The 25,665-nt window shown below is 65.3% G+C and carries 22 protein-coding genes; 14 read left to right on the plus strand and 8 right to left on the minus strand.

Translation table 11 applies throughout. The features are described 5' to 3' along the window. The first annotated feature begins 65 nt into the window (after window positions 1-65). Window positions 66-740: a thiamine diphosphokinase gene (locus tag H9529_RS13770; protein ID WP_092885147.1), complete on the plus strand. Its 675-nt coding sequence runs from the start codon at window positions 66-68 to the stop codon at window positions 738-740. Between the two features lie 45 nt (window positions 741-785). Here the strand turns inward: H9529_RS13770 and H9529_RS13775 are convergent, their stop codons facing one another. Beyond that, window positions 786-2,159 (minus strand): L-serine ammonia-lyase, encoded by a 1,374-nt coding sequence (locus tag H9529_RS13775; protein ID WP_092885149.1) that lies wholly within the window; start codon window positions 2,157-2,159, stop codon window positions 786-788. 209 nt (window positions 2,160-2,368) lie between these two features. On the opposite strand from H9529_RS13775, the gene H9529_RS13780 reads away from it, so the two are divergent. From H9529_RS13780 to H9529_RS13805, 6 genes are all read left to right on the plus strand, one after another. Continuing rightward, the gene (locus H9529_RS13780; RefSeq protein WP_176846826.1) at window positions 2,369-2,746 is read left to right on the plus strand and encodes a c-type cytochrome; all 378 of its coding nucleotides are present in this window, start codon (window positions 2,369-2,371) and stop codon (window positions 2,744-2,746) included. Between the two features lie 162 nt (window positions 2,747-2,908). Next, the gene (gene rpiA, locus H9529_RS13785) at window positions 2,909-3,691 is read left to right on the plus strand and encodes a ribose-5-phosphate isomerase RpiA (RefSeq protein WP_092885153.1); all 783 of its coding nucleotides are present in this window, start codon (window positions 2,909-2,911) and stop codon (window positions 3,689-3,691) included. Between the two features lie 8 nt (window positions 3,692-3,699). Further along, window positions 3,700-5,064 carry a glutathione-disulfide reductase gene (gorA, locus tag H9529_RS13790; protein ID WP_092885155.1) on the plus strand — a complete coding sequence of 455 codons (1,365 nt, stop codon included), beginning with the start codon at window positions 3,700-3,702 and terminating at the stop codon, window positions 5,062-5,064. Window positions 5,065-5,155: 91 nt separating this feature from the next. Further along, the gene (gene hflK / locus H9529_RS13795; RefSeq protein ID WP_092885157.1) at window positions 5,156-6,301 is read left to right on the plus strand and encodes an FtsH protease activity modulator HflK; all 1,146 of its coding nucleotides are present in this window, start codon (window positions 5,156-5,158) and stop codon (window positions 6,299-6,301) included. Next, window positions 6,298-7,305, plus strand: a complete 1,008-nt coding sequence (gene hflC, locus H9529_RS13800; protein WP_092885159.1) for a protease modulator HflC — start codon at window positions 6,298-6,300, stop codon at window positions 7,303-7,305. The genes hflK and hflC overlap by 4 nt, the downstream gene beginning before the upstream one ends. 321 nt (window positions 7,306-7,626) lie before the next feature. Beyond that, window positions 7,627-9,117: a Do family serine endopeptidase gene (locus H9529_RS13805; protein ID WP_092885161.1), complete on the plus strand. Its 1,491-nt coding sequence runs from the start codon at window positions 7,627-7,629 to the stop codon at window positions 9,115-9,117. Between the two features lie 157 nt (window positions 9,118-9,274). Here the strand turns inward: H9529_RS13805 and H9529_RS13810 are convergent, their stop codons facing one another. Further along, window positions 9,275-9,736, minus strand: a complete 462-nt coding sequence (locus H9529_RS13810) for a peptidoglycan-binding domain-containing protein (RefSeq protein ID WP_092885163.1) — start codon at window positions 9,734-9,736, stop codon at window positions 9,275-9,277. Window positions 9,737-9,929: 193 nt separating this feature from the next. On the opposite strand from H9529_RS13810, the gene H9529_RS13815 reads away from it, so the two are divergent. Continuing rightward, the gene (locus H9529_RS13815; protein WP_092885165.1) at window positions 9,930-10,253 is read left to right on the plus strand and encodes a 2Fe-2S iron-sulfur cluster-binding protein; all 324 of its coding nucleotides are present in this window, start codon (window positions 9,930-9,932) and stop codon (window positions 10,251-10,253) included. A gap of 88 nt (window positions 10,254-10,341) precedes the next feature. Here the strand turns inward: H9529_RS13815 and H9529_RS13820 are convergent, their stop codons facing one another. Further along, on the minus strand, window positions 10,342-12,837 hold the full coding sequence (locus tag H9529_RS13820) for a GcvT family protein (protein WP_092885167.1): 2,496 nt from the start codon (window positions 12,835-12,837) through the stop codon (window positions 10,342-10,344). A gap of 182 nt (window positions 12,838-13,019) precedes the next feature. Here H9529_RS13820 and H9529_RS13825 point away from each other — a divergent pair, with 182 nt between their 5' ends. The 3 genes from H9529_RS13825 to panB all read left to right on the plus strand — a co-directional run bounded on the left by H9529_RS13825 (window position 13,020) and on the right by panB (window position 15,226). Further along, entirely contained in the window at window positions 13,020-13,457 is a 438-nt protein-coding gene (locus H9529_RS13825; RefSeq protein WP_092885169.1) for an NUDIX hydrolase, read from the plus strand. A gap of 102 nt (window positions 13,458-13,559) precedes the next feature. Beyond that, window positions 13,560-14,420 carry a pantoate--beta-alanine ligase gene (panC, locus tag H9529_RS13830; protein ID WP_092885171.1) on the plus strand — a complete coding sequence of 287 codons (861 nt, stop codon included), beginning with the start codon at window positions 13,560-13,562 and terminating at the stop codon, window positions 14,418-14,420. After that, window positions 14,417-15,226 carry a 3-methyl-2-oxobutanoate hydroxymethyltransferase gene (panB, locus tag H9529_RS13835; protein ID WP_092885173.1) on the plus strand — a complete coding sequence of 270 codons (810 nt, stop codon included), beginning with the start codon at window positions 14,417-14,419 and terminating at the stop codon, window positions 15,224-15,226. The genes panC and panB overlap by 4 nt, the downstream gene beginning before the upstream one ends. 70 nt (window positions 15,227-15,296) lie before the next feature. On the opposite strand, the gene H9529_RS13840 is transcribed toward panB, so the two are convergent. Further along, complete coding sequence (locus H9529_RS13840) at window positions 15,297-17,417, minus strand: NAD-dependent epimerase/dehydratase family protein (RefSeq protein WP_397544877.1); 2,121 nt, start codon at window positions 17,415-17,417, stop codon at window positions 15,297-15,299. Between the two features lie 10 nt (window positions 17,418-17,427). Continuing rightward, the gene (locus H9529_RS13845; RefSeq protein ID WP_092885177.1) at window positions 17,428-18,420 is read right to left on the minus strand and encodes a glycosyltransferase; all 993 of its coding nucleotides are present in this window, start codon (window positions 18,418-18,420) and stop codon (window positions 17,428-17,430) included. A 250-nt stretch (window positions 18,421-18,670) separates the two neighbouring features. On the opposite strand from H9529_RS13845, the gene H9529_RS13850 reads away from it, so the two are divergent. Then, window positions 18,671-19,267, plus strand: a complete 597-nt coding sequence (locus tag H9529_RS13850; RefSeq protein ID WP_092885414.1) for a L,D-transpeptidase — start codon at window positions 18,671-18,673, stop codon at window positions 19,265-19,267. A 70-nt stretch (window positions 19,268-19,337) separates the two neighbouring features. On the opposite strand, the gene H9529_RS13855 is transcribed toward H9529_RS13850, so the two are convergent. Then, window positions 19,338-20,027, minus strand: coding sequence for a rhomboid family intramembrane serine protease (locus H9529_RS13855; RefSeq protein ID WP_092885179.1), 690 nt, complete (start codon window positions 20,025-20,027; stop codon window positions 19,338-19,340). 94 nt (window positions 20,028-20,121) lie between these two features. On the opposite strand from H9529_RS13855, the gene trpS reads away from it, so the two are divergent. Continuing rightward, entirely contained in the window at window positions 20,122-21,183 is a 1,062-nt protein-coding gene (gene trpS / locus H9529_RS13860; RefSeq protein ID WP_092885181.1) for a tryptophan--tRNA ligase, read from the plus strand. 74 nt (window positions 21,184-21,257) lie between these two features. Here trpS and H9529_RS13865 read toward each other — a convergent pair whose 3' ends face one another. Continuing rightward, complete coding sequence (locus H9529_RS13865; RefSeq protein ID WP_223814173.1) at window positions 21,258-23,246, minus strand: bifunctional 2',3'-cyclic-nucleotide 2'-phosphodiesterase/3'-nucleotidase; 1,989 nt, start codon at window positions 23,244-23,246, stop codon at window positions 21,258-21,260. Window positions 23,247-23,498: 252 nt separating this feature from the next. Between H9529_RS13865 and nudC the strand changes: the two genes are divergently transcribed. Beyond that, window positions 23,499-24,530, plus strand: coding sequence for an NAD(+) diphosphatase (gene nudC, locus H9529_RS13870; RefSeq protein WP_092885416.1), 1,032 nt, complete (start codon window positions 23,499-23,501; stop codon window positions 24,528-24,530). Between the two features lie 80 nt (window positions 24,531-24,610). On the opposite strand, the gene H9529_RS13875 is transcribed toward nudC, so the two are convergent. Further along, the gene (locus H9529_RS13875) at window positions 24,611-25,534 is read right to left on the minus strand and encodes a LysR family transcriptional regulator (RefSeq protein WP_092885418.1); all 924 of its coding nucleotides are present in this window, start codon (window positions 25,532-25,534) and stop codon (window positions 24,611-24,613) included. Window positions 25,535-25,665 lie beyond the last annotated feature (131 nt).

Consider the following 25,665-nt stretch of genomic DNA (forward strand, 5'->3'; position numbering starts at 1 on the left):
GGTAATTTCGTGATCGGATTATGGCCCCGGACCTGGGACACTGCCTTATTTCAGAAAGTATACGAATGACGCAAATTGTCCAATCAAACACCGGCGTCACGTTGATCGGCGGCGGGGAAACCGATGCAGAGACACTGCACGACGCCCTGCGTTTCGCCCCAGAGGTTGTCGCGGCGGACGGTGGGGCGGATGTGGCGCTGCGCTTCGGGCTGCGCCCGCGCGCGGTGATCGGCGATTTTGATTCGATCTCGGCGGCGGCAAAGGCGGCCCTGCCCGAGGGGGCCTTGTTCCCGATTGCCGAGCAGGACAGCACCGATTTTTCCAAATGTCTGCGGTCGGTTGCGGCGCCTTTCATCCTGGCGGTCGGGTTCACCGGGGCGCGGCTGGATCACACGCTGGCGGCGTTCAACACGCTGGCGCTGCATCCGGGGCGGCGGGTGATCGTGCTGGGTGGGCCGGACCTGTGCTTTCTGGCCCCGCCCGCGCTGGCGCTGAATCTGGCGGTGGGGTCGCGTTTCTCGCTGTTCCCGATGGCGGCGGTCAGCGGGCACAGCCGGGGCCTGCGGTGGGAGATCGGCGGGCTGCGCTTTGCCCCCGATGGAATCAGCGGCACGTCGAACGAGGTGGCGGCAGAATCGGTTGAAGTGACGTTTGAGCGCCCCGGGATGCTGGTTATCTTGCCCCGCGTGGCGCTGCCGACGGTGCTGGACGCACTGCGCGCCGCGCCGGGGTGGGAATAGACCAGCGCCGGCAAGCCCGTGCGCCAAGGGTGCCGCGCGCGCCCGTCAGCAGTTCGGCACATTCACCGCCAGCCCGCCCAGCGCGGTTTCCTTGTACTTTTCGGACATATCCGCCCCGGTCTGGCGCATCGCTTCGATGCAATTGTCCAGCGGCATGAAATGCGCCCCGTCACCGCGCAGCGCCAGGCTGGCGGCGGATACCGCCTTGATCGCGCCCAGGCCGTTCCGTTCGATACAAGGGACCTGCACCAGCCCGCGCACCGGGTCGCAGGTCATGCCCAGATGATGCTCCAACGCGATTTCGGCGGCGTTTTCCACCTGCGCGGGGCTGCCGCCCAGCACGGCGCAGAACCCTGCGGCGGCCATGGCGGCGGCACTGCCGACTTCGGCCTGACAGCCGCATTCCGCGCCAGAGATGCTGGCGTTATGCTTGATCAGCCCACCGATGGCGGCGGCGGTCAGCAAGAATTCTTCCACCCGCGCGGGCGCGGCGCCCGGCACATGGTCCAGCCAGTAGCGGATGGTGGCGGGCACCACGCCCGCCGCGCCGTTGGTGGGCGCGGTGACGACCTGCCCGCCTGCCGCGTTTTCCTCGTTCACCGCCATGGCATAGAGGCTGATCCAGTCGTTGATGATATGCGGCGCGGTCAGGTTGCGCCCGGCCTCGGCCACCAGCGCGCTGCGGATTGCGCAGGCGCGGCGGCGCACGCGCAGGCCGCCGGGCAACTCGCCCTCGGCGGCCATGCCCCGGTCCATGCAATCGCGCATCACCTGCCAGATCCGCGCGATTCCCGCGTCAAGCTGGGCGGGGCTGCGGGCTGTCAGTTCATTCGCGCGCTTCATCTCGGCGATGCTTTTGCCGCTGTCACGCGCCATGTCCAGCATCGCCGCTGCACGGGTGAACGGATAGGGTACCGCAGGGCCTGTGGGCGGCGCATCGCGCTGCGCCAGTTCCGCGTCGGTCAGCACGAAGCCGCCGCCGATGGAATAATAGGTCTCTTGCAAGACCACATCGCCCTGCGCGTCGCGGGCCTGAAGCACCATGCCGTTGGCGTGGCCGGGCAGGGCCGGGCCGTAGTCGAAAACCAGGTCGCGGACCGGATCGAAGCGCAGCGGGCTAAGGCCCGCAGGCGTCACCTGCCCGGTGTCTTGCACCGCGGCCAGCGCGGTTTCGGCGGCTTCGGCCTCGTAGCTTTCGGGCAAGAACCCGCACAGGCCCAGCTTCACCGCGCGGTCGGTCGCATGTCCCGCGCCCGTGAAGGCGAGCGATCCGTGCAGCGTCGCCCGCACCCCATGCGCCGAGAAGGGCGAGGTACGCAGCCGGTCCAGAAACCGCCCCGCCGCCACCATCGGCCCCATGGTATGGCTGGAAGAAGGGCCGATCCCCACCTTGAACACATCAAACACCGACAGAAACATGGTGCATTCCCTTATCTGGCCCCTGACAGGCGGCTTCGACGCTTTGGTTTCGGGCGACTGCCCGCAAAGGCGGTTGCTTCCCGCCCAAGATCAACCCCAAGTTGCATGGGCACGTCATGCGCCACCCTGTACTTGTCACAGATCATGGCGCGCGCTGGCAAGCCCTGACAGGCTGGCACGAACCACAAGTATATGAGAGGTCTGAAGCCATGTTGCGCAAAACCCTGATCTTGGCCGTGATCGCGGCAACCGGCCTTGCGGGCTGCGTGCCCGCGCCCAGCCAATCGGGGCGGGCGGTGTTCGATGCCTCCTGTGCGGGGTGCCATGGCACCGATGCGCGCGGCGGGGTGGGGCCGGACCTGACGCTTTTGTCGACGCGCAATGGGGGCAGCTTCCCCATGACGGCAGTGCTGGACCAGATCGACGGCTACGCGCAGGGCCAGCCAGGACGCGCGCGGACCATGCCGCCGATGGGCGATCTGATGACCGGGCCGCTGGTGCGGGTCGATACCGGCGCGGGCGTAACACGGCCGGTGCCCGAAAAGATCGTGGCACTGTCCGCCTATCTGCGCGGCGTGCAACGCTGACGGGGCGCCTTCCCGGGGCAGTGCCGTCGGGCCTGCCCCATGGCCACCGGGCAGGATGCCGCGCGACAGGATGCAGCGGGCGGCGGGTGTCGATTACCCCTTAAATCCGGCCCCGGTTTTCCCTATAACCCCCCCGGCAAGCCCCCTGCGAAGGACAAGCCGATGTCAGATGAACTGTCCCCGATCGAACGCGCGAAATTCGCCGCGGCACGCCGCGCCGTGGATTTCGTGCAAGACGGGATGCGCGTGGGTCTCGGTACCGGGTCGACCGCCGCTTGGATGGTGCGTTGCCTTGGCGAACGCGTCCGCCAGGAGGGGTTGCGCATCACCGGCGTGCCGACCTCGACCCGCACGGGTGAATTGGCGCGGCAGGTCGGGCTCAGCGTCGTGACGCTGGAACAGGCGGGCTGGCTGGACCTGACCATTGATGGCGCGGACGAATTTGACGTCGACCTGACCCTGATCAAGGGCGGCGGCGGCGCATTGCTGCAGGAAAAGATCGTGGCCACCGCGTCGGATCAGATGATCGTCATCACCGATGCGATGAAAGAGGTCGCAGTGCTGGGCGCCTTCCCGCTGCCGGTCGAGGTGATCGGCTTTGGCTGGAAGGCCACCCGCACGCTGATCGAAGAACTGCTGACCACCATGGATGTGATGGGCAGCGACATCAGCCTGCGCATGGCGGGGGACATTCCCTTCCGCACGGATGAGGGCAACCTGATCCTGGACCTTGCGCTGGGGCGTATCGGCAACCCGCGCCAGCTGGCGCCGCTGCTCAACCAGATCCCCGGTGTGGTCGAGAATGGGCTTTTCATCGACATCTGCGACAAGGTGGTGATAGGCCATGCCGATGGCGCGGTCGAAACCCGCGATCTTGCCACGGGCCGGGTGGCGCATGACAAGATCAGCTTTGCCGGGTCTGACAACATCTTCAGCGATATTTGAGGGGCGGCATGACGTTTGACTATGATCTGTTTGTGATTGGCGGCGGCTCTGGCGGTGTCCGGGCGGCGCGCATCGCGTCGGGCAGCCATGGCGCCAAGGTGGCGCTGGCCGAGGAATACCGCATGGGCGGCACCTGCGTCATCCGGGGCTGCGTGCCAAAGAAGCTGATGGTGTTTGCCAGCGCCTTTCCCGGCGCGGTGGATGACGCGAATGTCTATGGCTGGGATGCCCAGATCAACGCTTTCGACTGGCGCGCCTTCAGCACGCGGATGCACCGGGAGCTTGATCGCCTCGAAGGCATCTATCGCACCAACCTTGAAAAGGCCGGGGTGACGCTGTTCGACTGCCGCGCCACGGTGGCGGGTCCGCATACCGTGCGGCTGGCCGACGGGCAGGAAGTCAGCGCCAAGCACATCTTGCTCGCCACCGGCGGGCGGGCCTTCATCCCCGATAAATGGGCCGAGGCGGGATGCATGACCTCGAACGAGGTTTTCTTGATGCAGAGCCTGCCGGAATCGGTGCTCATCATTGGCGGCGGCTATATCGCCAGCGAATTCGCCTGTATCTTCAACGGGCTGGGTGTGCAGACCTCGCAATTCTACCGGGGTGCGCAGATCCTGCGCGGCTTTGACGAGGAAGTGCGCGGCCATGTCTCGGATGCGATGATCGCCAACGGGGTGGAACTGCACCTCGGCGCCGATATCCTGGAGATGGAAAAGCGCGACGGGCAAACCTGGGTGAAATCCACCACCGGCCACGAGGCGCTATATGACGCGGTGATCTTTGCCACCGGCCGCATTCCCAACAGCGACGGGCTGGGGCTGGAGGAACTGGGGCTGACGCTGTCGGCCAATGGCGCGATCCCGGTGGACGATTACAGCCAGACGGCGGTGCCTTCGGTCTATGCGGTGGGCGATGTCACCGACCGGGTGAACCTGACGCCGGTCGCGATCCGCGAGGGGCATTCCTTCGCCGATACGGTGTTTGGCGGCACGCCGCGCAAGGTCGATCACGCGCTGATCGCCAGCGCTGTGTTCACCCAGCCCGAAATCGGGACCATCGGGCTGAGCGAGGAAGCCGCCAGCGCCGCCGGGCCCGTCGATGTCTATTGCGCCTCGTTCAGGCCGATGCACCGCGCCTTTGCAGGGCGCGAAGACCGGGTGCTGATGAAGCTGCTGGTCTGCAAGCGGACCGACAAGGTGCTGGGCTGTCATATCGTCGCAGATGGCGCGGGTGAGATGATCCAACTGGCGGCGATTGCCATCGGGATGGGCGCCACCAAGGCAGATTTCGATCGCACCATGGCGGTGCATCCGACCATGGCCGAAGAACTGGTCACCATGCGGGCGCCCCTGAGGTCGGCGGGACAGTAGCGCGGCATACAGGCCAGCTTGATTTTACGCAGTTTGCCCCCACTTTAAGGGGTAAGCGGATTGAATACGAACAACACGAAGTGGAGACCGAATGTCTGGTAACAACGGGGGTCCCTGGGGCGGAGGCTCAGGTAATCGCGGTGGTGGTGGAAACCGCGGCGGATCAGGGGGGGGCGGACGCGGCCCCGGTGATGACGGGCCGCAAATTCCTGAAATCGATCAGATCATGAAAAAAGGCCAGGAGCAGTTGAAAGTGCTCATGGGCGGCCGCGGTGGCGGTAATAATGGTCGCGGCACGGGCGGCGGCGGCTTTGGCTTCTCGAAACGCGGCGCGTTTCTGGGGCTGGCGGGTCTGGCCCTGTTGTGGGCCTTTGCGTCCTTTTACACGGTCCGGCCTGAAGAACGCTCGGTCGAACTGCTGTTTGGTCAGTATTCCTCGACCGGCAATCCGGGCCTGAACTTCGCGCCATGGCCCGTCGTAACCCACGAAATCGTGCAGGTGACCACTGAACGTGTGACCGAGGTCGGCACCGGGCGCGGCGCGCTCGACAGCGGGCTGATGCTGACGCGGGATGAGGCTGTGGTGGACATCGAATTCCAGGTCGTCTGGAACATCTCGGACCCGGCGAACTTCCTGTTCAACCTGGCGGACCCGGCCAACACCGTGCGCGCCGTCGCCGAATCCGCGATGCGCGACATCATCGCCCGGTCGGAACTTTCGCCGATTCTGAACCGTGACCGGGGTGCGATTGCCGCCGATCTGCGGCAGGCCGCGCAAAGCACGCTGGATAGCTACGAATCCGGGGTGAGCATCATCCGGATCAACTTTGACAAGGCCGACCCGCCCGAAGAGGTGATCGACAGCTTCCGCGAAGTGCAGGCCGCGCGTCAGGAACGTGACCGTCTGCAACGTCTGGCCGATGCCTATGCCAACCGTGTGCTGGCCGGCGCGCGTGGTGAATCCGCGCAGGTGCTGGAAGAGGCCGAGGCGTACCGCGCCGAAGTCGTCAACAATGCCGAGGGTGAAGCAAGCCGCTTCGTTGCGGTCTACAACGAATATGTGAACGCGCCCGAAGTGACGCGCAAACGTATGTATCTCGAAACAATGGAGACTGTTCTGGGCGATATGAATCTGACAATTCTGGACAATGTGACCGGACAGGAAAGCGGGACGGGCGTGCTGCCTTATCTGCCGCTGAATGAACTGGGTCGCCAGCCGCGGGGGACAACGCAATGAAACGTTTCGGATTAGCCATTCCCATCGTCGTCATTCTGGTTGTCGGCCTGCTGTCCTCGCTCTTTGTCGTGGATGAACGTGAAAACGTGCTGGTGCTGCAATTCGGTCAGGTCAAGCAAGAGATCAACGAACCCGGGCTGGGCTTCAAGATCCCGCTGGTCCAGGAAGTCGTGCGCTATGACGCGCGCATTCTGGGCCTGCAAACCGCGCCGCTGGAGGTCACGCCGCTGGATGACCGCCGCCTTGTGGTCGATGCCTTCATGCGCTGGCGCATTACCGATGTGCGCGAATTCCGCGAAGCTGTCGGGTCCGAAGGCGTGCTGGCCGCGCAGGGCCGGATGGAGCGGATCATGAACGCCGCCATCCGCGAAGTGCTGGGTTCTGTCCCATCGGGCGCCGTGTTGTCGGAAGACCGTACCAGCCTGATGAACCTGATCCGCGATCAGGCCCGCGACGAGGCCGAGGCGCTGGGCGTCGACGTGGTCGACGTGCGCTTGACCCGTACCGATCTGCCGGAACAGAACCTTGCCGCCACTTTCGCGCGGATGCGCGCCGAACGTGAACGTGAAGCCGCCGATGAGATCGCGCGCGGGAATGAGGCCGCGCAGCGTGTGCGCGCGCTTTCCGACCGTACCGTGGTGGAACTGGTATCCTCGGCCCGTCGGGACGCGGAAATCGTCCGGGGTGAGGCTGATGCCGAACGCAACCGGATCTATGCCGAAGCCTTCACCCGCGATCCTGAGTTCTTCAGCTTCACCCGGTCGCTGCAATCCTATGAGACCGCGCTGCGCGGCGACAACACCGCAATGGTGCTGCGCCCGGACAGCGAGTTCTTCAACTTCCTGCGCACTGACGGGATGAGCGACGAGGTCATGGAGACCGCCGCCGCCGCCGCGCGCCTTGCCGAGGAAGATCCCGACGCGACCGCGCCGCCCACGCCATCGCGCGCGCCGGGCGAAGAGCCGCCGGTCGTCGAGCAACTGGAAGGCATGATCGGCAACTGATCGCAGAATGCCCGGCCGCGCTGGCCCCACGGTTTGGGGCAAGGCTGGGCGCATGCGCTCTGGACGTGATCTGAAACAATCTATCGAAGGGGCTGGCCTGCGGGCTGGCCCTTTTGCCATTTGGACCGCATCATTTGGTGGTTTTGTTGCGTTTCTGGCCGCCCCCGGCCCCTGCGCAATCGCGGGTATTCACCCCGCAGTCACTTTAGGTTGAAATTGCGCGCGGGCCTTTGCGTTTGCCCTGGCACCTCTTATCTATGGTCCAGACGCGCGCCGCGTGTCAGCTATTCTGACACGCTCAGGCACAATCGGGAGAATAAGATGAAAGCACTAGCAATTTCGATTAGCGAGACTGACAGGCTGATGGTGGCCCGCCAGGGTCGGCTTCTGGCCCTGACAATGGCGTTCCTGCTGCTGCAGGTGCTGAACGTCTCGGCGCAATCCCGGCCGGACAGCTTTGCCGACCTGGTGGAACAGGTCAGCCCGGCAGTTGTGAACATCACCACCACGACCACGGTTGCGACGCAGTTGGGCAGCGATCAGATGCCCCGCCTGCCCGAAGGCTCACCGTTCGAGGATTTCTTCCAGGACTTCTTCGACAACCCCGGCCAGGGCGGCCCCGAGCGTCCGCGCCCGCGTCAAAGTCAGGCGCTGGGTTCCGGTTTCGTGATTTCCGCCGATGGCTATCTGGTGACGAACAACCACGTTATCGAGGGCGCGGATGAGATCAATATCGAGTTCTTCTCGGGGCTGGAGCTGCCCGCGACGCTGGTCGGCACCGACCCTGCGACCGATATTGCGCTGCTGAAAGTTGAACATGACGAACCGTTGCCCTTCGTGTCCTTCGGCGATGCCGAAGCCTCACGCGTGGGCGATTGGGTTCTTGCCGTGGGCAACCCGCTGGGGCAGGGCTTTTCGGTCTCTTCCGGGATCATTTCGGCCCGGGGCCGTGCGCTGCAGGGCAATTATGACGATTATATTCAGACCGATGCGGCGATCAACCGCGGCAATTCGGGCGGGCCGCTGTTCAACCTTGATGGTCAGGTGATCGGCATCAACACTGCGATCCTGTCGCCCACCGGCGGCTCCATCGGTATCGGCTTTGCCATGTCGTCGAATGTTGCCACGGATGTGGTCGACCAATTGCGCGAATTCGGCGAAACGCGGCGCGGCTGGCTGGGTGTGCGCATCCAGAACGTGACCAATGACGTGGCCGAAGCCCTGGGGCTGGACGCCGAACGCGGCGCGCTGGTCACCGATGTGATGGAAGGCCCGTCGCGCGACGGCGGCGTGCAGACTGGCGACGTGATCGTCGAATTCGACGGCGGCCCGGTTGCCGACACCCGCGATCTGGTGCGCCGCGTTGCCGACGCCGGTGTCGGGCGCGCGGTGGATGTGGTCGTGTTCCGCGAGGGCGACGAAGTCACCCTCAGCGTGACGCTGGGGCAGCGTGAAGTGGCCGAAGCCGCCGGTTCGACCGGTCCTGCCGCACCGCAAGAGCCCGCCATGTCCGAAATGATGGGCCTGACGCTGGAACCTGTGACGCCTGCGCTGCGCACCGAACTGGACCTGACCGACGGGATCGAGGGGCTGTTCGTGCGCGACATCGACGAGATGTCCGAGGCCTGGCAGAAGGGCGTGCGCGCCGGTGACATCATCACCGAGGCCGGGCAACAGCCGGTGCTCAGCGCCAGCGACCTGACCGCGCGGGTGGAAGAAGCCCGTGAGGCCGGGCGCAGGTCCATCCTGTTGCTGTTGCGTCGCGCCGGTGACCCGCGCTTTGTCGCGCTGACCGTCGCCGAAGAAGAGTGATCGCGACGCGGATGCAGCCTGTCGCAAAAGCCCCGTCTTTTGCGGCAGGCGCCAGCCTGCTGGCACAGCGCCAAGCGCCGGGCATCCCCAGACCCTCGGCATGCAAAAGGCCCCCGGTGGGGGCCTTTTTTCGTGACAGCCCCGGTGGCGGGCGCGATTACAGCGGTTCGGGCCGGTGAGGCATCAGGCCCAGGTCGCGCGCGGTGTCGGCGCTCAGCACGGCGGTGTCGATGCCTGCGGAGCGCTGGAACGCGTGGACCGCAGCGCGGGTGGTGGCGTCCATCTGGCCGCTGACCGGCCCGGCATGGTAGCCGCGCACCTGCAGCGCCCGTTGCAGCGTCTCGACCACTTCGGGGGTCAGCATCTCGGGGCAGGGGGTTTCGAATATCTGGACTTCCATCGGCCCCGGCGCGCCGTCTGGCCCGGTCATCGGATGCGCGAACACATCCCCGGCCCAGCAGGCACCATCGGCGGTGCGTGTCATGTCGATCGGGGCGGTGGCGGTATCGGCGCGACTGGCTTGCGGCCCGTTGGCATCCACATTCTGGCATGCCGACAGCGCCAGCGCCAGCAGGGGCACCGACAGCCATGTCGCACGGGGGATGTATCTCATTGTCATCGCGACTCACCTCAACCACAAGTAGTGTTACCTATTGTTTCTATATGGTAAACAACTACGGCAGAAACAGGGCGCAATCCGGGCGATGTTTTGCCGGTTTTGCCGTGGCCCCGGCTGGTCAAACCCCCTGCGCTGCCTTATGTCCGGCATAATAGGCGGCGTAGCGCGATGATCGACAACAACAGAGGTCACAATGGCAAAGATTACCTATGTGGAATTTAACGGAACCGAGCATGTCGTGGACGTGCCCGATGGCCTGACCGTGATGGAGGGCGCGCGCGACAATGCGATTCCCGGCATCGAGGCCGATTGCGGCGGCGCCTGCGCCTGTTCCACCTGCCATGTCTATGTCGATGCTGCCTGGATCGACAAGCTGCCGCCGCGCGATGCGATGGAAGAAGATATGCTGGATTTCGCTTTCTCGCCCGATCCCGAACGCTCGCGCCTGACCTGCCAGTTGAAGGTCAGCCCGGCGCTGGACGGGCTGAAGGTTTTCATGCCCGAAAAACAGATCTGATCGCGATTGCGGGGGCGCTGTCTGGTCCCCCCGCGACCTGCATTCTGACCAAAGGGGCAGGCATCGCGCCTGCCCCTTTGGTGTGGCGTCAGCCGTCTTGCCGGATGCGGGCGTTTGTGGGGTCATAGGGGCTGTCGGCGACAACCTCAGCGGGCCAGAGCGTGCGCTGCATCCGCACCATCAGTTGCGTGCCCGGCGCGGCAAGATCGGGCCGCACATAGCCCATGCCGATCGATTTGCCGAACGCCACCGAATACCCGCCCGAGGTCAGGCGGCCCACCCGCGTGTCGCCCAGATACAGCGCCTCGCGCCCCCAGGGGTCGGCGTCTTTCGGGCCGTCAACCAACAGCGTGACGCAGGTGCTGCGGATGCCGGTGGCCTGCATCGCGTCCTTGCCGTGGAAATCCTTGCCCAGATCGACGAAGCGCGGCAGATCGGCCTCCAGCGGTGTCGCGTCGCGGCCCAGTTCGTTGCCGAAGGCGCGGTAGGATTTCTCTTGCCGCAGCCAGTTCTGTGCCCGTGCACCCACCAGCTTCAGGTCCAACGGCGCGCCTGCCGCCATCAGCAGGTCGAACAGGTAGTTCTGCATCTCGATCGGGTGATGCAATTCCCACCCCAATTCGCCCGTATAGGCCACCCGCACCGCGCGCACCGGGCACATGCCCAGTTCGATGTTGCGCCACGACAGCCAAGGGAAGCGCTTGTTGCAAAGCGCAGTTGCGGGGTCGGAATCCTTGATGACTGCGGCCAGCAGGTCGCGCGATTTCGGCCCGGCGAGTGCGAAAACCCCCCATTGCGTGGTCACATCGTGGATGTCCACATAGCCAAAATCTGACATCCGGTCCTCGGCGGCTTTGCGCAGAAAGTCGGAATCATAGGCCGTCCAGGCACCCGCGCTGATCAGGTAGTATTCATTTTCCGACATGCGCAGGATTGTGTATTCGGTGCGCGTCGTCCCTTGCGCAGTCAGGGCATAGGTCAGGTTGATGCGGCCCACCTTTGGCAATTTGTTGCAGGTGAACCAGTCGAGGAACGCCGTCGCGCCGGGCCCGCGCACGATATGTTTGGTAAAGGCGGTGGCGTCGATCATGCCGACGCCGCCCCGGATCGCCTGCGCCTCGGCCACGGCATGTTCCCACCAACCGCCCCGGCGGAAGGAACGGGTGTCATGGTCGAACGTGTCGGGCGCGTCCACGGGGCCGAAGTAATTCGGCCGTTCCCAGCCGTTCACGCAGCCAAATTGCGCGCCGCGCGCCTTCTGTCGGTCATAGGCGGGCGCGGTGCGCAGCGGCCGGCAGGCGGGGCGTTCCTCATCGGGGTGGTGCAGGACATAGACGTGGTCGTAGCATTCCTCATTCTTGCGCGCGGCATATTCCGTCGTGATCCACGGGCCAAAGCGGCGCGGATCAAGTGCGGCCATGTCGATCTCTGCCTCGCCTTCGGTCATCATCTGCGCCAGGTAATGCCCGGTCCCGCCCGCCGCCGTGATGCCAAAGCTGAAGCCTTCGGCCAGCCACATGTTGCGCAGCCCCGGCGCAGGGCCGACCAGCGGGTTGCCATCGGGTGTGTAGCAGATCGGTCCGTTGAAATCGTCCTTCAGCCCCACAGTCTCGCTCGAGGGGAGGCGGTGCAGCATCGACATGTATTCCGCCTCGATCCGGTCCAGATCCAGCGGGAACAGATCGGCGCGGAAGCTGTCGGGCACGCCATAGGCGAACCGCGCGGGCGCGCCGCGCTCGTACGGGCCAAGGATCCAGCCGCCGCGTTCCTCGCGCACATACCATTTGGCATCGGCATCGCGCAGCACCGGGTGTTCGCCGTTGGTCTTGCGCCATTCGACCAGCGCGGGGTCAGGTTCGGTGACGATGAACTGATGCTCGACCGGGATCGCGGGCAGCTTCAGTCCCAGCATCTGCGCCGTGCGCTGCGCGTGGTTGCCGGTTGCGGTCACCACATGCTCGGCAACGATCTGGGCGGTTTCTTCGGACCGCACCAGGTTGCCGCCACGCTCGACCATCTTTGTCACCGACACGATCCATTCCGCGCCGGTCCAGCGATAGCCATCCACCTGCCAGCGCCGTTCGATCACGCAGCCCAGCTGCCGCGCGCCCTTGGCCATGGCCTGCGTCACATCGGCGGGGTTGATGTAGCCGTCGGTCGGGTGGAACAGCGCGCCTTGCAGGTCGTCGGTGCGTATCAGCGGGTACCGCGCGGCGATCTGCGCGGGCGTCAGAAATTCAAACGGCACGCCCAGTGTTTCGGCCGTGGTGGCATAGAGCATATACTCATCCATCCGCGCCGCTGACTGCGCCATGCGCAGGTTGCCCACCACGGCAAAGCCTGGGTTCAGCCCAGTTTCAGCCTCCAGCGATTTGTAGAATTTCACGCTGTAATCATGGATGTGCCCGGTGGCATAGCCCATGTTGAACAGGGGCAGCAGTCCCGCCGCGTGCCAGGTGGACCCTGCCGTCAGCTCATCGCGTTCCAGCAGCATCGTGTCCCAGCCCGCGCGCGCCAGGTGATAGGCGATGCCGGTGCCGACAGCCCCCCCGCCGACGACCAGTGCCTTCACATGGGTTTTCATGGGTCGCGTCCCTTTCGTTCGCCGAGGTGGCCTTGCCCTTTGCCTATCGCAGGAAACCGCCCGCAGCGGGATTACAGCCCCGACACGTCAGCGCGCGAAAACGACCCTTGCTGCAGGCGGCATGGCCGGGACGGGTGCGGGCGCACTTGCCGTTCGTCTGTCGCATCGGGTAACAGGGCGGTATGCACGATCTTGCACCATCGCCCCCCACGCGCCCCGTCGTCGCCGTTCTGGCGGTGGTGATCCGCGAAGGCGCGGTGCTTTTGGTGCAGCGCGCCAACCCGCCCGATGCCGGGCTGTGGGGCTTTCCCGGTGGGAAGGTCGATCTTGGCGAAACGCTGCTGGCCGCCGCCGCGCGCGAGTTGTTCGAGGAAACCGGCGTCACGGCGGTTGCCGATGGTGTCATCACCGCGCTTGACGCCCATGATCGGACGGATACCGGCGTGCTTCGGCACCATTTCGTGCTGGTCGCCGTGCGTTGCGTCTGGCAGCACGGCACGCCCTTGGCCGCCGATGATGCGCTGGACGCGAAATGGGTGGAAATCAAGGATATGGAGGCCACGCTTGTGCTCAGCCGTGACGTGGCGGCGGTTGCGCGTCAGGCGGCGGCAATGGCGTGACGCGGTCCGTCTGCCGCGGCAATGACCAAAACCTCACCACCTTGCCGATCCTGCGGCCACGGATTAGACAAAGAAGGGCCACGGGCCGCAAGGGGGGCGGGGATGCAGATTTGTCGCACAAAACAGGCCATCCGCGCCGCGACCCTTACGTGGCGGCAGGCGGGGCAGGGGGTGACCCTCGTGCCCACCATGGGCTTCTTGCACGCGGGCCATATGGCGCTGGTTGCGCGGGCAAGGGCGGAAGGCGGGCGCGTTGTCGCCACCATCTTCGTCAACCCCACGCAATTTGGCCCGACCGAGGATCTGACAACCTATCCCCGCGATGAGGCGCGCGATTTCGACATGCTGCGCGCCGCCGGGGTCGATGCCGTTTTCGCCCCCGACGTGGCCGAGGTTTATGACCCCGCCGCCCAGACGCAGGTCGAGGCGGCCGCCCTGTCGCGTATCTTGATCGGCCGTCTGCGCCCCGGGCATTTCCGTGGCGTGGCGACCGTCGTGACCAAGCTTTTCAATATCATCGGGCCCGATGCCGCGTGCTTTGGCGAGAAGGATTTTCAGCAACTGGCCGTGATCCGCACCATCGTGCGGGATCTGGACATGCCCGTGCGGGTGATCGGCGTACCGACCGAGCGGGAGGGGGATGGCCTCGCCATGTCGTCGCGCAACGTCCGGCTGACGCCTGCCGACCGCGCCGAAGCCCCTGTGCTGAACGCTGCCCTGACGCGCGCAGCACAGATGCCCGGCGCGACCGTTGCGCAGATGCACGCCGCCGTGCGCGCTGCCCTTGCCACCGCGCCGCGCGCCGATGTGCAAAGCGTCGATATCCGCGATGCCGCCAGCCTGCGCCCGGTGCGCGGCCAGCCCCGCGCGCCGGTGGTCATCTTGCTTGCCGTCAAATTCGGCCCGGTGTTGCTGATCGACAACCGGGTCATCCCGCCCCCAGCCCAAGGAGCCGCCTCATGAGCACGACAGCCCCCATCCGCCGCACCACTACGCCGCAGATCCGCGCCCGAAAGGGGGGCGATCCCATCGTCTCGCTGACCTCATATCACGCGCATACTGCGGCGATTGTCGATAAATATGCCGATTTCATTCTGGTGGGCGACAGCCTCGGCATGGTGATGCACGGCATGGATTCCACCGTCGGCGTGCCGCTCGATTTGATGATCATGCATGGCCGCGCCGTGGTGCGCGGCACCAAACGCGCGCTGATCGTGGTCGACATGCCGTTCGGCAGCTATGAGGAAAGCCCCAACATGGCCTTTCGCAACGCCGCCACAGTGATGAAGGAAACCGGCTGCGGCGCGATCAAGCTGGAAGGCGGCGCGCGCATGGCCGAGACGATCCATTTTCTGGTCCAGCGCGGCATCCCCGTCATGGCGCATATCGGCCTGACCCCGCAATCCAGCCACGTCATGGGTGGCTTCAAGACCCAGGGCCGCGATGAAGACACATGGGACGCCCATATTGCCGATGCGGTGGCCGTCGCGCAGGCCGGCGCCTTCGCCGTGGTGGTCGAAGGCGTGGTCGAACCCCTGGCTGACAAGATCACCGCAGCGGTAGAGATCCCCACCATCGGTATCGGCGCCTCGCGCAATTGCGACGGGCAGATCCTGGTGTTGGAGGATATGCTGGGCCTCAACCCCTGGGTGCCGAAATTCGTCAAGAAATACGGGGCACTGGGGCCGATGATCGAACAGGCGGTGTCGGATTACGCCGGGGAAGTGCGCGACCGCAGCTTTCCGGGCGACGATCAGGTTTATCGCTGAGAGGGGGGCTTTCAAAGGGGGGCGCAACCGCCCGCTCGCCAAGGGTTCAAAGCCGCCTGGAGCCCCCCCCTCAGAACCCCAGAATATTGGCCTGCGTGATCGCGCGTTCCACAAACCGCGTGCGGTCGCCCTCGGGCTGCCAGCCCAGCACGCGCCGCGCCTGCGTATTGTCGAACGGCGACAGATGCGCGCGTGACTTCCAGTCGCGCAGCGATGGCCGCGCCAGCCCCTGCTTGCGCAGCACATGCCGCTTCAGCGTGTATTTCATCCCATCCGCCAGCCACAGCGCCGTCAGATTGCCCGGCGTCACGGTGATCCTGGCGCCCAGGGCCTGATGGATCGCGTCGAAATAGCCCTTCGCGCTGAACATCGGCGCGCCGACGATGTTGAACGACTGGCCAAGGGCGGCATCGTTTTCCATCATCGCGATCAGCGCATCCGATGTGTCATCGGCCAGCACAAACGGCAGCGTGTTGCGCCCGTCGCCCCAGACGCGCACCGCCCCCGCGCCATGCCAGCGCCCGATGCCCCAATGTTGCAACGGCCCGCCCGCACCCACCACGATTCCGGGCCGCGCGATGATCAGTGGCAGACCGGCGTCGCGCTGCATGGAGGTCAGCCGCCGCTCGCATTCCGCCTTGGCGCGGGCATAGAGGTTGCGGTCGGTCATATCCCCGGCGAACGCCGTCGCCTCGGTAATGGTGCGCGCGGGGTCGGACATGTCGTAGGACGCGATGGTGCCGGTATAGATCAGCCGCCGCACACCCGCTGTCAGTGCGGCGCGGCCAATGCGCTCTGCCGTGCCCACGTCGTTTTGCAGCGCCGCCTCCCACGAGGCATCGGTGGATTTCGCCAGGTTGAACACCGTGTCGATGCCCTGCATCGCCGCCACCAGCGCTGCCTCATCGCCCAGCGACACCGGCATGGTTTCCACCTTGTCCGAGATGTCGTCAAACGGCCCGGTCCGCCCCCGGCTGAGGACGCGCACGCCGTAGCCTTTTGCCGCCAGCGCGCGGGTCAGGTTGCGCCCGATAAAGCCCGTACCGCCGATCACCATCACCGTGGGTGTCACCGCCAATGGCGCACGCGCGGGCAGGGGCGGGGCGGCGGGCAAAAGGCGCAGCGTCGCCCCGATCGCGTCCATCACCGCCACGGCGCTGTCGGCGCCAAAGCGCGGGTCCACCGCACGCCCGGTCTTCAGACTGTCGTAAAAGCTGCCAATCGCGCCGCGAAAGCTTAGCCCGTAGGGGGATTTCTGGTTCAGCGACACGGCCTGCCGCGCGGCATTCACACTGCCCTCGCGCAGGTGCTGCCACGCCTGCGACAGCTCCTTGCGCAGCGGGTTCACCACCAGATCGGCGGTATTGTCGCGCGTGGTGATCAGCGTATCGGCGGCAAAGTCGAACCGCGCCATCCCCCCCGACCCGCGCAGCGTGATGGATCGGTCGTCATAGGTTTCCACCAGCGACAGTGACAGGCTGATCTGCACACCCTGCGCCTGCGCCAGTACCCGCCAGCTTTGCGGCCTGCTGCCGCCGCCGGGCAGGTTCACCGGCTGGTCGAGCGCGACATGCAAGATCTCGGGCATTCCGAACAGATCATGGATCAGCGCATAGAGATGCGGCCCCAGTTCCAGCAGCAGGTTGTCGCGGTCGCGCAGCAGCCACAAGCCGAACGGCCCGGCACGCAGCGGGGCCAGCGGCAGCGCCCAGGACACATGCGCCGCCGTGATGCGGCCCAGATCGCCGGCCGTTACGGCAGCCTTCAGCCGCTTATAGCCCGGCAGCGCCAGAAAGTTGTGCCCCACCGCCAGATGCCGCCCGGCGTCGCGCGCCGCATCGGCCATGGCGCGGGCGTCATCGGCGCTCAGGGCAAAGGGCTTTTCCACGAAGCAATGCAGCCCCGCCTTCAGACACCGCACCGCCAGATCGTGGTGCGACCCCGGTGGCGTCAGGATATGCACCGCGTCGCAGGTGCGTGACGCGATCAGTGCCTCCAGATCGGTGTGGAACGGCACGCCATACCCCGCCGCCAGCCCTTCGGCCGCGCTGGCCGACTGGTCGCAGACCGCCGCAAGCGTCACGCCCGGCGTGGCGCGGATCGCATCGGCATGCCATGGCGCGATATAGCCCGCGCCGATCAGGCCCGCACGGATGGGCTGCGTCAGGGGGGGGAGGTTCGGTTGGGTCACGGCAATAGCCTCACTTGTATTCAATGATCTGGTTTTCCTGTCGGCGCGCGCGCCGCAGATAATATGTCGCAAGGCCGATCAGATTGGCCGGTTTCGTCAGCACCAGCAGCCCCGCCAGCTTTGCGGCGCGTCCGGGCGGCTGTCCGCCGCGCATCAGCCCGCGCGCGGTCTTGCCCCATGACAGCGCATAAAGCGCCAGCGCCGCCAGCGTCAGCCAGAAGCCAAGGAACAGCCCCGCCAGCGCCAGCACCGGCAGCGCCAGCCCATAAAGCAGCACGCGGCGGCGCGACGCGGTGAAATGCCCCGGATGCAGGTCGCCCACCTGCGCAAAGCCATAGCCCGCCCGCACCATGCGCCGCCACCAGGGGGCAAAGCGGTGCAGGTCCGCGTCATGCCGCGCCATCGGGCGGGCCAGCATCCATGTCCGCAGCCCGTGCGCGCGCATGCGCAGGCAAAAATCGTCATCCTCAGCGGCGATGATGCTGGGGTTGAAGCCGCCCACCGCCGCGAATCCCGCGCCGCGCAGCAACATCGTGCCGGTGCAAGACGCGATCTCTCCCGCCGGTTTGCGCCATTCCACATCGCACAGCGCATTGTAAATGCTGGCCCCGGGCGCGATCTCTTCGATCTGGCCTGCGACGATCCCGCAATCAGCATTGCTGCGCAGATGGTTCAGCCCGGCGGCGACCCAGCCCGGCTGCACTTCGCAATCCCCGTCCAGCAATTGCACGAATTCCGGCAGCCCGCCTGCGCGTAACGCCGCAACTCCCGCGTTGCGCCCCCGCGCGGCGGAAAACGGCGCGCTGGTGTCCAGTTCCACCACTTCCAGCCCGTGAGCGCGGGCGACCGCCACGCTGTCATCGCGCGATCCGCTGTCCACATAGACGCCGCGCGCCACCTGCGCACAAAGCGCGGGCAGGGTGATGCGCAGCCGCGCGGCCTCATTCCGGCCGATCACCACGGCGGCGACCTCTTGGGGCCGGGGAGGGGGGAGCTGGGTCATGGGCGGTTCATCCGGGGTGCGGCGCAGGAAATGTGCAAGGTGTTAATGCCCGCTTATCGGCGATTCTGGGCAGATTTAAGGCCCGGTGGAACCCGACGCGCCGGTTTGTGTCGAAACGACCGCAATATGGGCAATCCGCGCCGACATGCCCGGCCCCTGTCCACTGCAGGGTGCCGCCGCACGCGCTCGTGACTTGCAATTCCCGTCGGGTTTCGGCATCACATCCTCAGATTTGAATATGGAGGCCCACATGGCACCGAACAACTTTTCGCGGCGCAAGATGCTGACCGTCGGCGCGGCTGCTGCCTCGGCGCTGGCGATGCCCTCGGTTCTGCGTGCCCAAAGCGGCGATATCGAAATCGAAACGCCGGTGACGCGCACGGCGCGGCACAACGTCATGGGGTTCCGCACCCATGTCTGGCAGGACCACTTCCAGAACCTTCGCCAGGGCGCGATTTTGTGTGATACGAATTCCCGCGCCGTGCATTACTGGTCCGAGGATGAGTCGATTTATCGCCTTTATCCGTCGTCCGTGCCGATGTCGGACGAATTCCGCCGCCTTGGCTATACCGAGGTCACGCTGAAACGTCCCGCGCCTGTCTGGATCCCCACGCCGAACATGCGTGAGCGCGATCCCAGCCTGCCCGCCCGGGTCGAGGCTGGGCCGACCAACCCGCTGGGCACGCGCGCGATGAACCTGTCGTGGCAGTATTACCGCATCCATGGCATCGACAACGAAGCCAAGATCGGGCGCAAGGCGTCAAACGGTTGTATCGGCCTTTTCAACCACCATGTTGAAGAATTGTTCGAATGGGTCGAAGTCGGTACGCAAGTCCGCTTTGTCTGACATTCTGATGTTGCATTTGTGACAGCGCCGCCGCCCCTTGCCGGGCGGCGGTTTGCGTTTGGGCCCCTTGCTAACGTCGGCGTAGCGTGGCCAGCGCCCGCGCCGCGCCGCCGGGCATCAAGATGGGCGTGACGGCGAACCCGGCGGCGAAACCGGCCAGATCGGCGATCCACAGCCCACCGCTTTCAATCATCAGGCCAAAGCCAAGCCGCGCCAGCAGCAGCGTGGCGATCAGCCCGAAGGCGCGGATCTGCGCCGCACGGTCACGCGCCACCGCCCAGCCCTGCCAGGTAAAGGCACCGATCAGGCCGAAAATCGCCGGGTAAGCCCCAAGCAGCCAGGCTTCGCGCGCGGCGAACGCGCCAAACGCCAGCGCGCCCGCCAGCACCGATACCACGATCAGCGCCAGCATGGGCCATGGGCGCATCCCCCCGGCGACCGATTTGCCCAAAGCGGCCAGCAGCACCGCGACGAAGCCCGCATGCAACGGCCCGGCATGGATGAACGGATAGCTGAGATACCGCAGCAGCACGCGCGCGGGGCTGCGCCCTGTTTCCCACATCCAGTGTTGCAATTCGGCGGCAAACCCGGCCCGGGCCAGCACCTCCAGCCGCCAGCCCGCTGCGGTCGCGCTGATCCCGGCCAGCAGCCCGTTCTCGCCCAGCAGCAGCACCGCCTCGATGCCGATCAGCGGGATCAGCAGCAGCCAGACCACCCCGGGCAGCGGGTTCAGAAATGTCTGTGGGGAAGGGTCTTGCATTGCGCGAAGCCTTTGCGCGGCGGCCAGTCAGTTGACGCGCCCGTGCCGTGACGATAAGCGCATGTGACCCGGTTTTCCAGAGAGGAAGGTCCACATGACCACCCCCAAAGCCCCCGCCGCCCCCGATGCGCCCACGACTGCCCATCCGCAGCGCGTGTTTTCTGGCATCCAGCCCTCGGGCGGGCTGACGCTGGGCAATTATCTGGGCGCGCTGAAACGCTTTGCGACGGCGCAGGACGCAGGCATCCAGACGATCTATTGCATGGTGGACCTGCACGCGATCACCGTTTGGCAAGATCCCGAGAACCTGCGCCGCGCCACGCGCGAACTGGCGGCGGGTTTCCTGGCCAGTGGGATTGATCCAACCCGCTCGATCCTTTTCAACCAGAGCCAGGTCAGCGCCCATGCCGAACTGGCCTGGGTGTTCAACTGCGTTGCCCGCATGGGCTGGTTGCAGCGCATGACCCAATTCAAGGACAAGGCAGGCAAGAACAGCCAGAATGCCAGCGTCGGCCTCTTTGCCTATCCGGCGCTGATGGCGGCCGATATCATGGCCTATCATGCCACCCATGTGCCGGTGGGCGAGGATCAGAAACAGCATCTGGAACTGACGCGCGACATTGCGATCAAGTTCAACAATGACTTCGGCGTGGACTTCTTTCCCATCGTCGAACCCGTGATCGAGGGCGCTGCCACCCGGGTGATGAGCTTGCGCGACGGCACCAAGAAGATGTCAAAATCCGATCCCTCGGACCAGTCGCGCATCAATCTGACCGATAATGCTGACACAATTTCAACAAAGATCCGCAAGGCCCGAACTGATGCCGAGCCGCTGCCCGAAAGCCTCGAAGGGCTGGATGGCCGGGCCGAGGCGCGTAACCTGGTCAACATCTACGCGGCCCTTGCCGATCTGACGCCCGCACAGGTGTTGGCGCAATATGGCGGGCAGGGGTTCGGCGCGTTCAAACCGGCGCTGGCCGATCTGGCGGTGGACAAGCTGTCGCCCATCAGCGCCGAGATGACGCGCTTCATGCAAGACCCGGCCGAGATCGACCGGATTCTGGGCGACGGCGCCGACCGGGCCGATGCCATTGCCAGCCCGATCCTGGATCAGACTTACGATATCGTGGGGCTGCTGCGCTCGCGCCGCCGCTGAGCTGACGCGTCGGCTGAAGCGATAGAGGAAGGCGGGGCCGGCATATGGTGCATATGCCAGCCCCCACGGGGCCGCTACAGCGTCAGCGCGATCTGAAGGAACCCCGTGTCGCATTCCCCGATGATCTCGGGATTGAAGCCTGCAATATCGCCCAGATGGCCTGCGGCTTCCTTGCCGGTCTCGAACATGACCGTGGCGCCCGGCACCGGGGCAAAGCGCAGCACCTGTGCTGCGGGCAGGTCGATTTCACCATGTGCGATGACATACTGGCACAGGATGTCGCGGGTAATCTGGCTGTCTTGATACACCACCTTTTCGGGCCCGGCGCTGCTGTAGCCTGCACCGCCATTGGCGCGGAAACTGTTGGTGCACACGATGAATTCTTCATCGGGATCGACCGGCGCACCGGCGTGGTTCAGATCGGTGATGCGCGCCGCACCGGCGTCGATCACGTGTCCGTCGCCGCTGAAGCGGGGGGGCTGCGTGAGGTCGATGGCGTAGGTCAGGCCGTGCAGAATCTCGAAGTTATACGATGCCATATCGGGGTTCAGCAGCACCGCGCGGTCTGCCCCGGGGGCGATGGTGTTGAACTGCGCGGCTGCCCGTTCCAGCCAGTTGCGCAGATCCGCGCCGGTCAGCCGCAGCGCCGAGATCATGTTGGGATAGACATAAAGATCGGCCAGATTGCGCAGCGCCAGCGGCCCGGCCTCGATGTTGGTGTAATTGCCCGGTCCGCTGCGCCCGCCCGCCTTGAAGGGCGCGACCGACGACAGCACCGGCAGGTCCTGCAATGGCGTGTCCGCCAGATGGTGCATGATATAGTCGCGCTGCGCTTCGGCCACGATGGTGGTCGAGGTCGAGACACCCAGTTGTGCGAAAAAGCTGTGCAGCGTGCGGCGGGTATGCCCCACCGGACGGCGGATCGCATCCAGGGTCTGGCGGTGGATCGCGCTGACGGCAGCGCGCACGGCGGGCGCGCGCGGCGGCACCAGCAACCGGCGTCCGGCAGGTTTTGGCGCCGGGAGACCCCACAACGCCTCGGCCCCGTCCTTGTGGCGGGTGCGGTCAGCCTCGGTATCGGGCGCGCGGACTTCGGACCGGGCGTTCAGTACCCGCCAGCGTCCGGCGTCGCGCTGCAATAAAAGGTCGATAACGCCCAGATGCGAACCCCAGAACCCGCTCATCACGCAGGGTTTGCCGTTGATCATCCCGGCATCGGGGTCGATTTCGGGGGTGTGCTCATAGGCCGGGCCGGGGAATACCAGATGCGCATGCCCGCCCATGATGGCATCAATCCCCTCGATCCGGCTGAGGGGGACCAGCGCGTTTTCCATGCCGTCCACATGCTGCGACGGGCCGATGCCCGAATGCGCCAGCGCGATGATCACATCTGCCCCGGCCTCGCGCATGGCGGGGACATGGGCGCGTGCCGCATCCACGATGTCGCGCGCAAAAAGCTTGCCTGCCAGCGCCTGGCGTTCCCAGTCCACGATCTGCGGCGGCGCAAAACCGATCACGCCGATGCGGATCGGATGCACCACGCCCTGGGTGTCCACGACCTGTCGGTCCAGCAGCGCATAAGGCGCCACCAGCGTCTTGTCGCGCCGCGGGTCGGCGCCGGGCCGGACCGTCGTCAGATTGGCAGAGACAACAGGGCAGGCCGCGCCTTGAACCGCTTTCATCAAGAAGTTCAGCCCGTAGTTGAATTCATGATTGCCCAGCGTCAGCGCGTCAAAGCCCAGCGCGTTCATGGCGGCAATCGCGGGGTGCACATCGCCCTCGCGCAGGCCGCGATCATAGGCGATGAAATCGCCGATCGGCGTGCCTTGCAGGAAGTCACCATTGTCGAACAACAGCGCATTGGGGCTTTCGCGCCGGGCTGTATCTACCAGGTCGGCAATCCCTGACAGCCCGAAACTGTCGTCGGGCCGGTCGGCGTAATAATCGTAGGGAAGAAGGTGCACATGCAGGTCGGTTGTTTCCATCGCGCGCAGGTGCACGATACCGCTCTTTCCACCAAGCGCGGGTCCGCCGGCCGAAAACGGTTTGGTGCTGTGCAACATACTCCCCCGATCCGCCAAAGCGCTGTTGGTGATTATGGTATTCATCCGGAACAAAACCAAGCGTTTTGCGCCCTGCTCTCCCCCGTGTTACACATTCACCTTGTCCTTTTCGGGGCCGGTTTGGGTCTATTCAGAGTTTATCATAAGTGCTGATGCGCAGAGTTCAATTCCCGGTTGTGTGTCAAATGCATGAAGCTTGTATGCATCGAGGTTTTGCCGCAGAACTGGGGCAAATCAGCAACAGGCATTCCGATGAAGCACGCAGAGTCAGTAACCTTCGGCGGCGGCTGGGCCGATCGCGCTGCCCATTTTCGCGGTGATCCGGCGGCGCAGTCGCGCCTTCTGGCCGATTCCCGTGCCCGGATCCTGCCGCTCTGGCGGGGTAAACCCCTTGTCTGTGCGGATGAGCGGGACGCCTTGGGCTGGGTCTCAGCAGAAGCTGAAATTTTAGGCTATCATCGCGGGCCACTGCTGTTTCTGGGGCTGCACCGGCCCGGACATGCGGCGCCTGGCCTTTCCGAGACCGATGAGCAGATTCGCGCGGGGACACAATCCGACGCCCATCCGGTCTTTGCCGCCGATGTCTCCGCCTGGGAACCCGATGCGCTGGACCGTGGCGCGCTGGCGATGTTTGCAGATGCGACCGAACAGCACCATCCCAGCCTGCCCACCAACCAGCGCTTCGCCGAACTGCGCGCCGCCATGACCACCCTGCCGCCGGCCGAGGCCGCGATGGCCGCCACCGCGCGGGCGCTGTTCAACTGGCACCTGTCGCACCGCTTCTGCGCGAAATGCGGACAGCCCAGCGATGTGACGATGGCCGGTTGGCAGCGCACCTGTCCGGCCTGCGGCGCGCATCATTTCCCGCGCACCGATCCTGTGGTCATCATGCTGGTGACGCGCGGCAACAACGTGTTGCTGGGCCGCTCGCCGGGTTGGCCCGAGGGGATGTATTCGCTGCTGGCGGGTTTCATCGAACCCGGCGAGACGATGGAGGCCGCCGTGCGCCGCGAGGTCTGGGAGGAAACCGGGGTGCAGGTGGGCGACGTCGGCTATCTTGCCTCGCAGCCCTGGGCCTTCCCGAACTCCCTCATGTTCGGCGCGCAGGCCGACGCGCTGAGCGACGCGATTACCTTGGATGATGAACTGGAAGACGCGCTTTGGCTCACGCGGGAAGAGATGCTGCGCGTCCACACCGGCCGCCACCCCGACATCCGCCCGGCGCGCAGCGGGGCCATCGCGCATTTCCTGATCGACCGCTGGCTGGCCGACAAATTGGATTAGCGGGCGTCCCGCGCGGCGGCGGAAACCGGATTTGCGTATGTATCAAACCCATACCAAAGCCATACCGTTTCCAGACGCCATCAAACGGCCTTTTGCGGGGTCTGGCGCTGCAGCTTTACCGGCTCGGTCCGGGCCAGCCGCAGCACATGTGCCATGAAGGGGCGGGCGGTATCCTCGGTCCGCGTCGCGGCAAAAAGCCGCCTGTTCAGCCCCTGCGCGGTGATCGGGCGGGTGATGTAATCGGAATGATACCGCACCTCGCGCAGCACCCAGTCGGGCAGCACCGCAACCCCCCGGTTTGACGCGACCAGCAGCAAGATCACCGCCGTCAGTTCCACCTGCCGGATCGCCCGCGGTTCGACCTTTGCGGGGGTCAGGCATTGGGTGAACACATCCAGCCGCGTGCGTTCCACCGGGTAGGTAATCAGCGTCTGGTCCCGAAAATCTTCTGCGGTAACAAAGGCTTGCTGGGCCAGTGGGTGCTGGCTCGATGCCACGAAAACCGGTTCATAATCAAACAGCGGCGTGAATTCGACGCCTTCCAGATTCTCGGGGTCGGACGAAATCACCAGGTCCACCTCTTCGCGCCGCAGGGCGGGCAGCGCGTCAAATGCAAGGCCGGGGCGGATGTCCACATCCACATCGGGCCAGGCGCGGCGGAATTGTTCGAGCACGGGGAAAAGCCATTCAAAACAGGCGTGGCATTCGATCGCGATATGCAGCCGCCCGGATTTTCCCGCGATCAGCCCCTGAAATTCTTCTTCCAAAGCAGCGACTTGCGGCAAAACCTGCTCGGCAAGTTTCAGCAGCTTCATTCCCGCCGCCGACAGTTTGAGGGGTTTGGACCGGCGCACGAACAGCTCTACCCCGGCCTGATCCTCCAGCCCTTTCACTTGATGCGACAGGGCCGATTGTGTCATATTCATCAGGTCGGCGGCCCGCGCCAGCCCGCCCGCCTCATGGATCGCCTTGATCGTGCGCAGGTGGCGGAACTCGATATGCATTGCGGTGCTGCTCATATTGATGATGAAGATAATGAATTTGTCTCACATTAACCTCTGTGCGACAAGCTTCCAACTGTTTCGCAAACTGGTGCCATCTATGGTCTTCTGCTGGATTTGCGTTCTGAATCAAT

Source organism: Roseicitreum antarcticum, assembly GCF_014681765.1.
GTDB classification, from domain to species: domain Bacteria; phylum Pseudomonadota; class Alphaproteobacteria; order Rhodobacterales; family Rhodobacteraceae; genus Roseicitreum; species Roseicitreum antarcticum.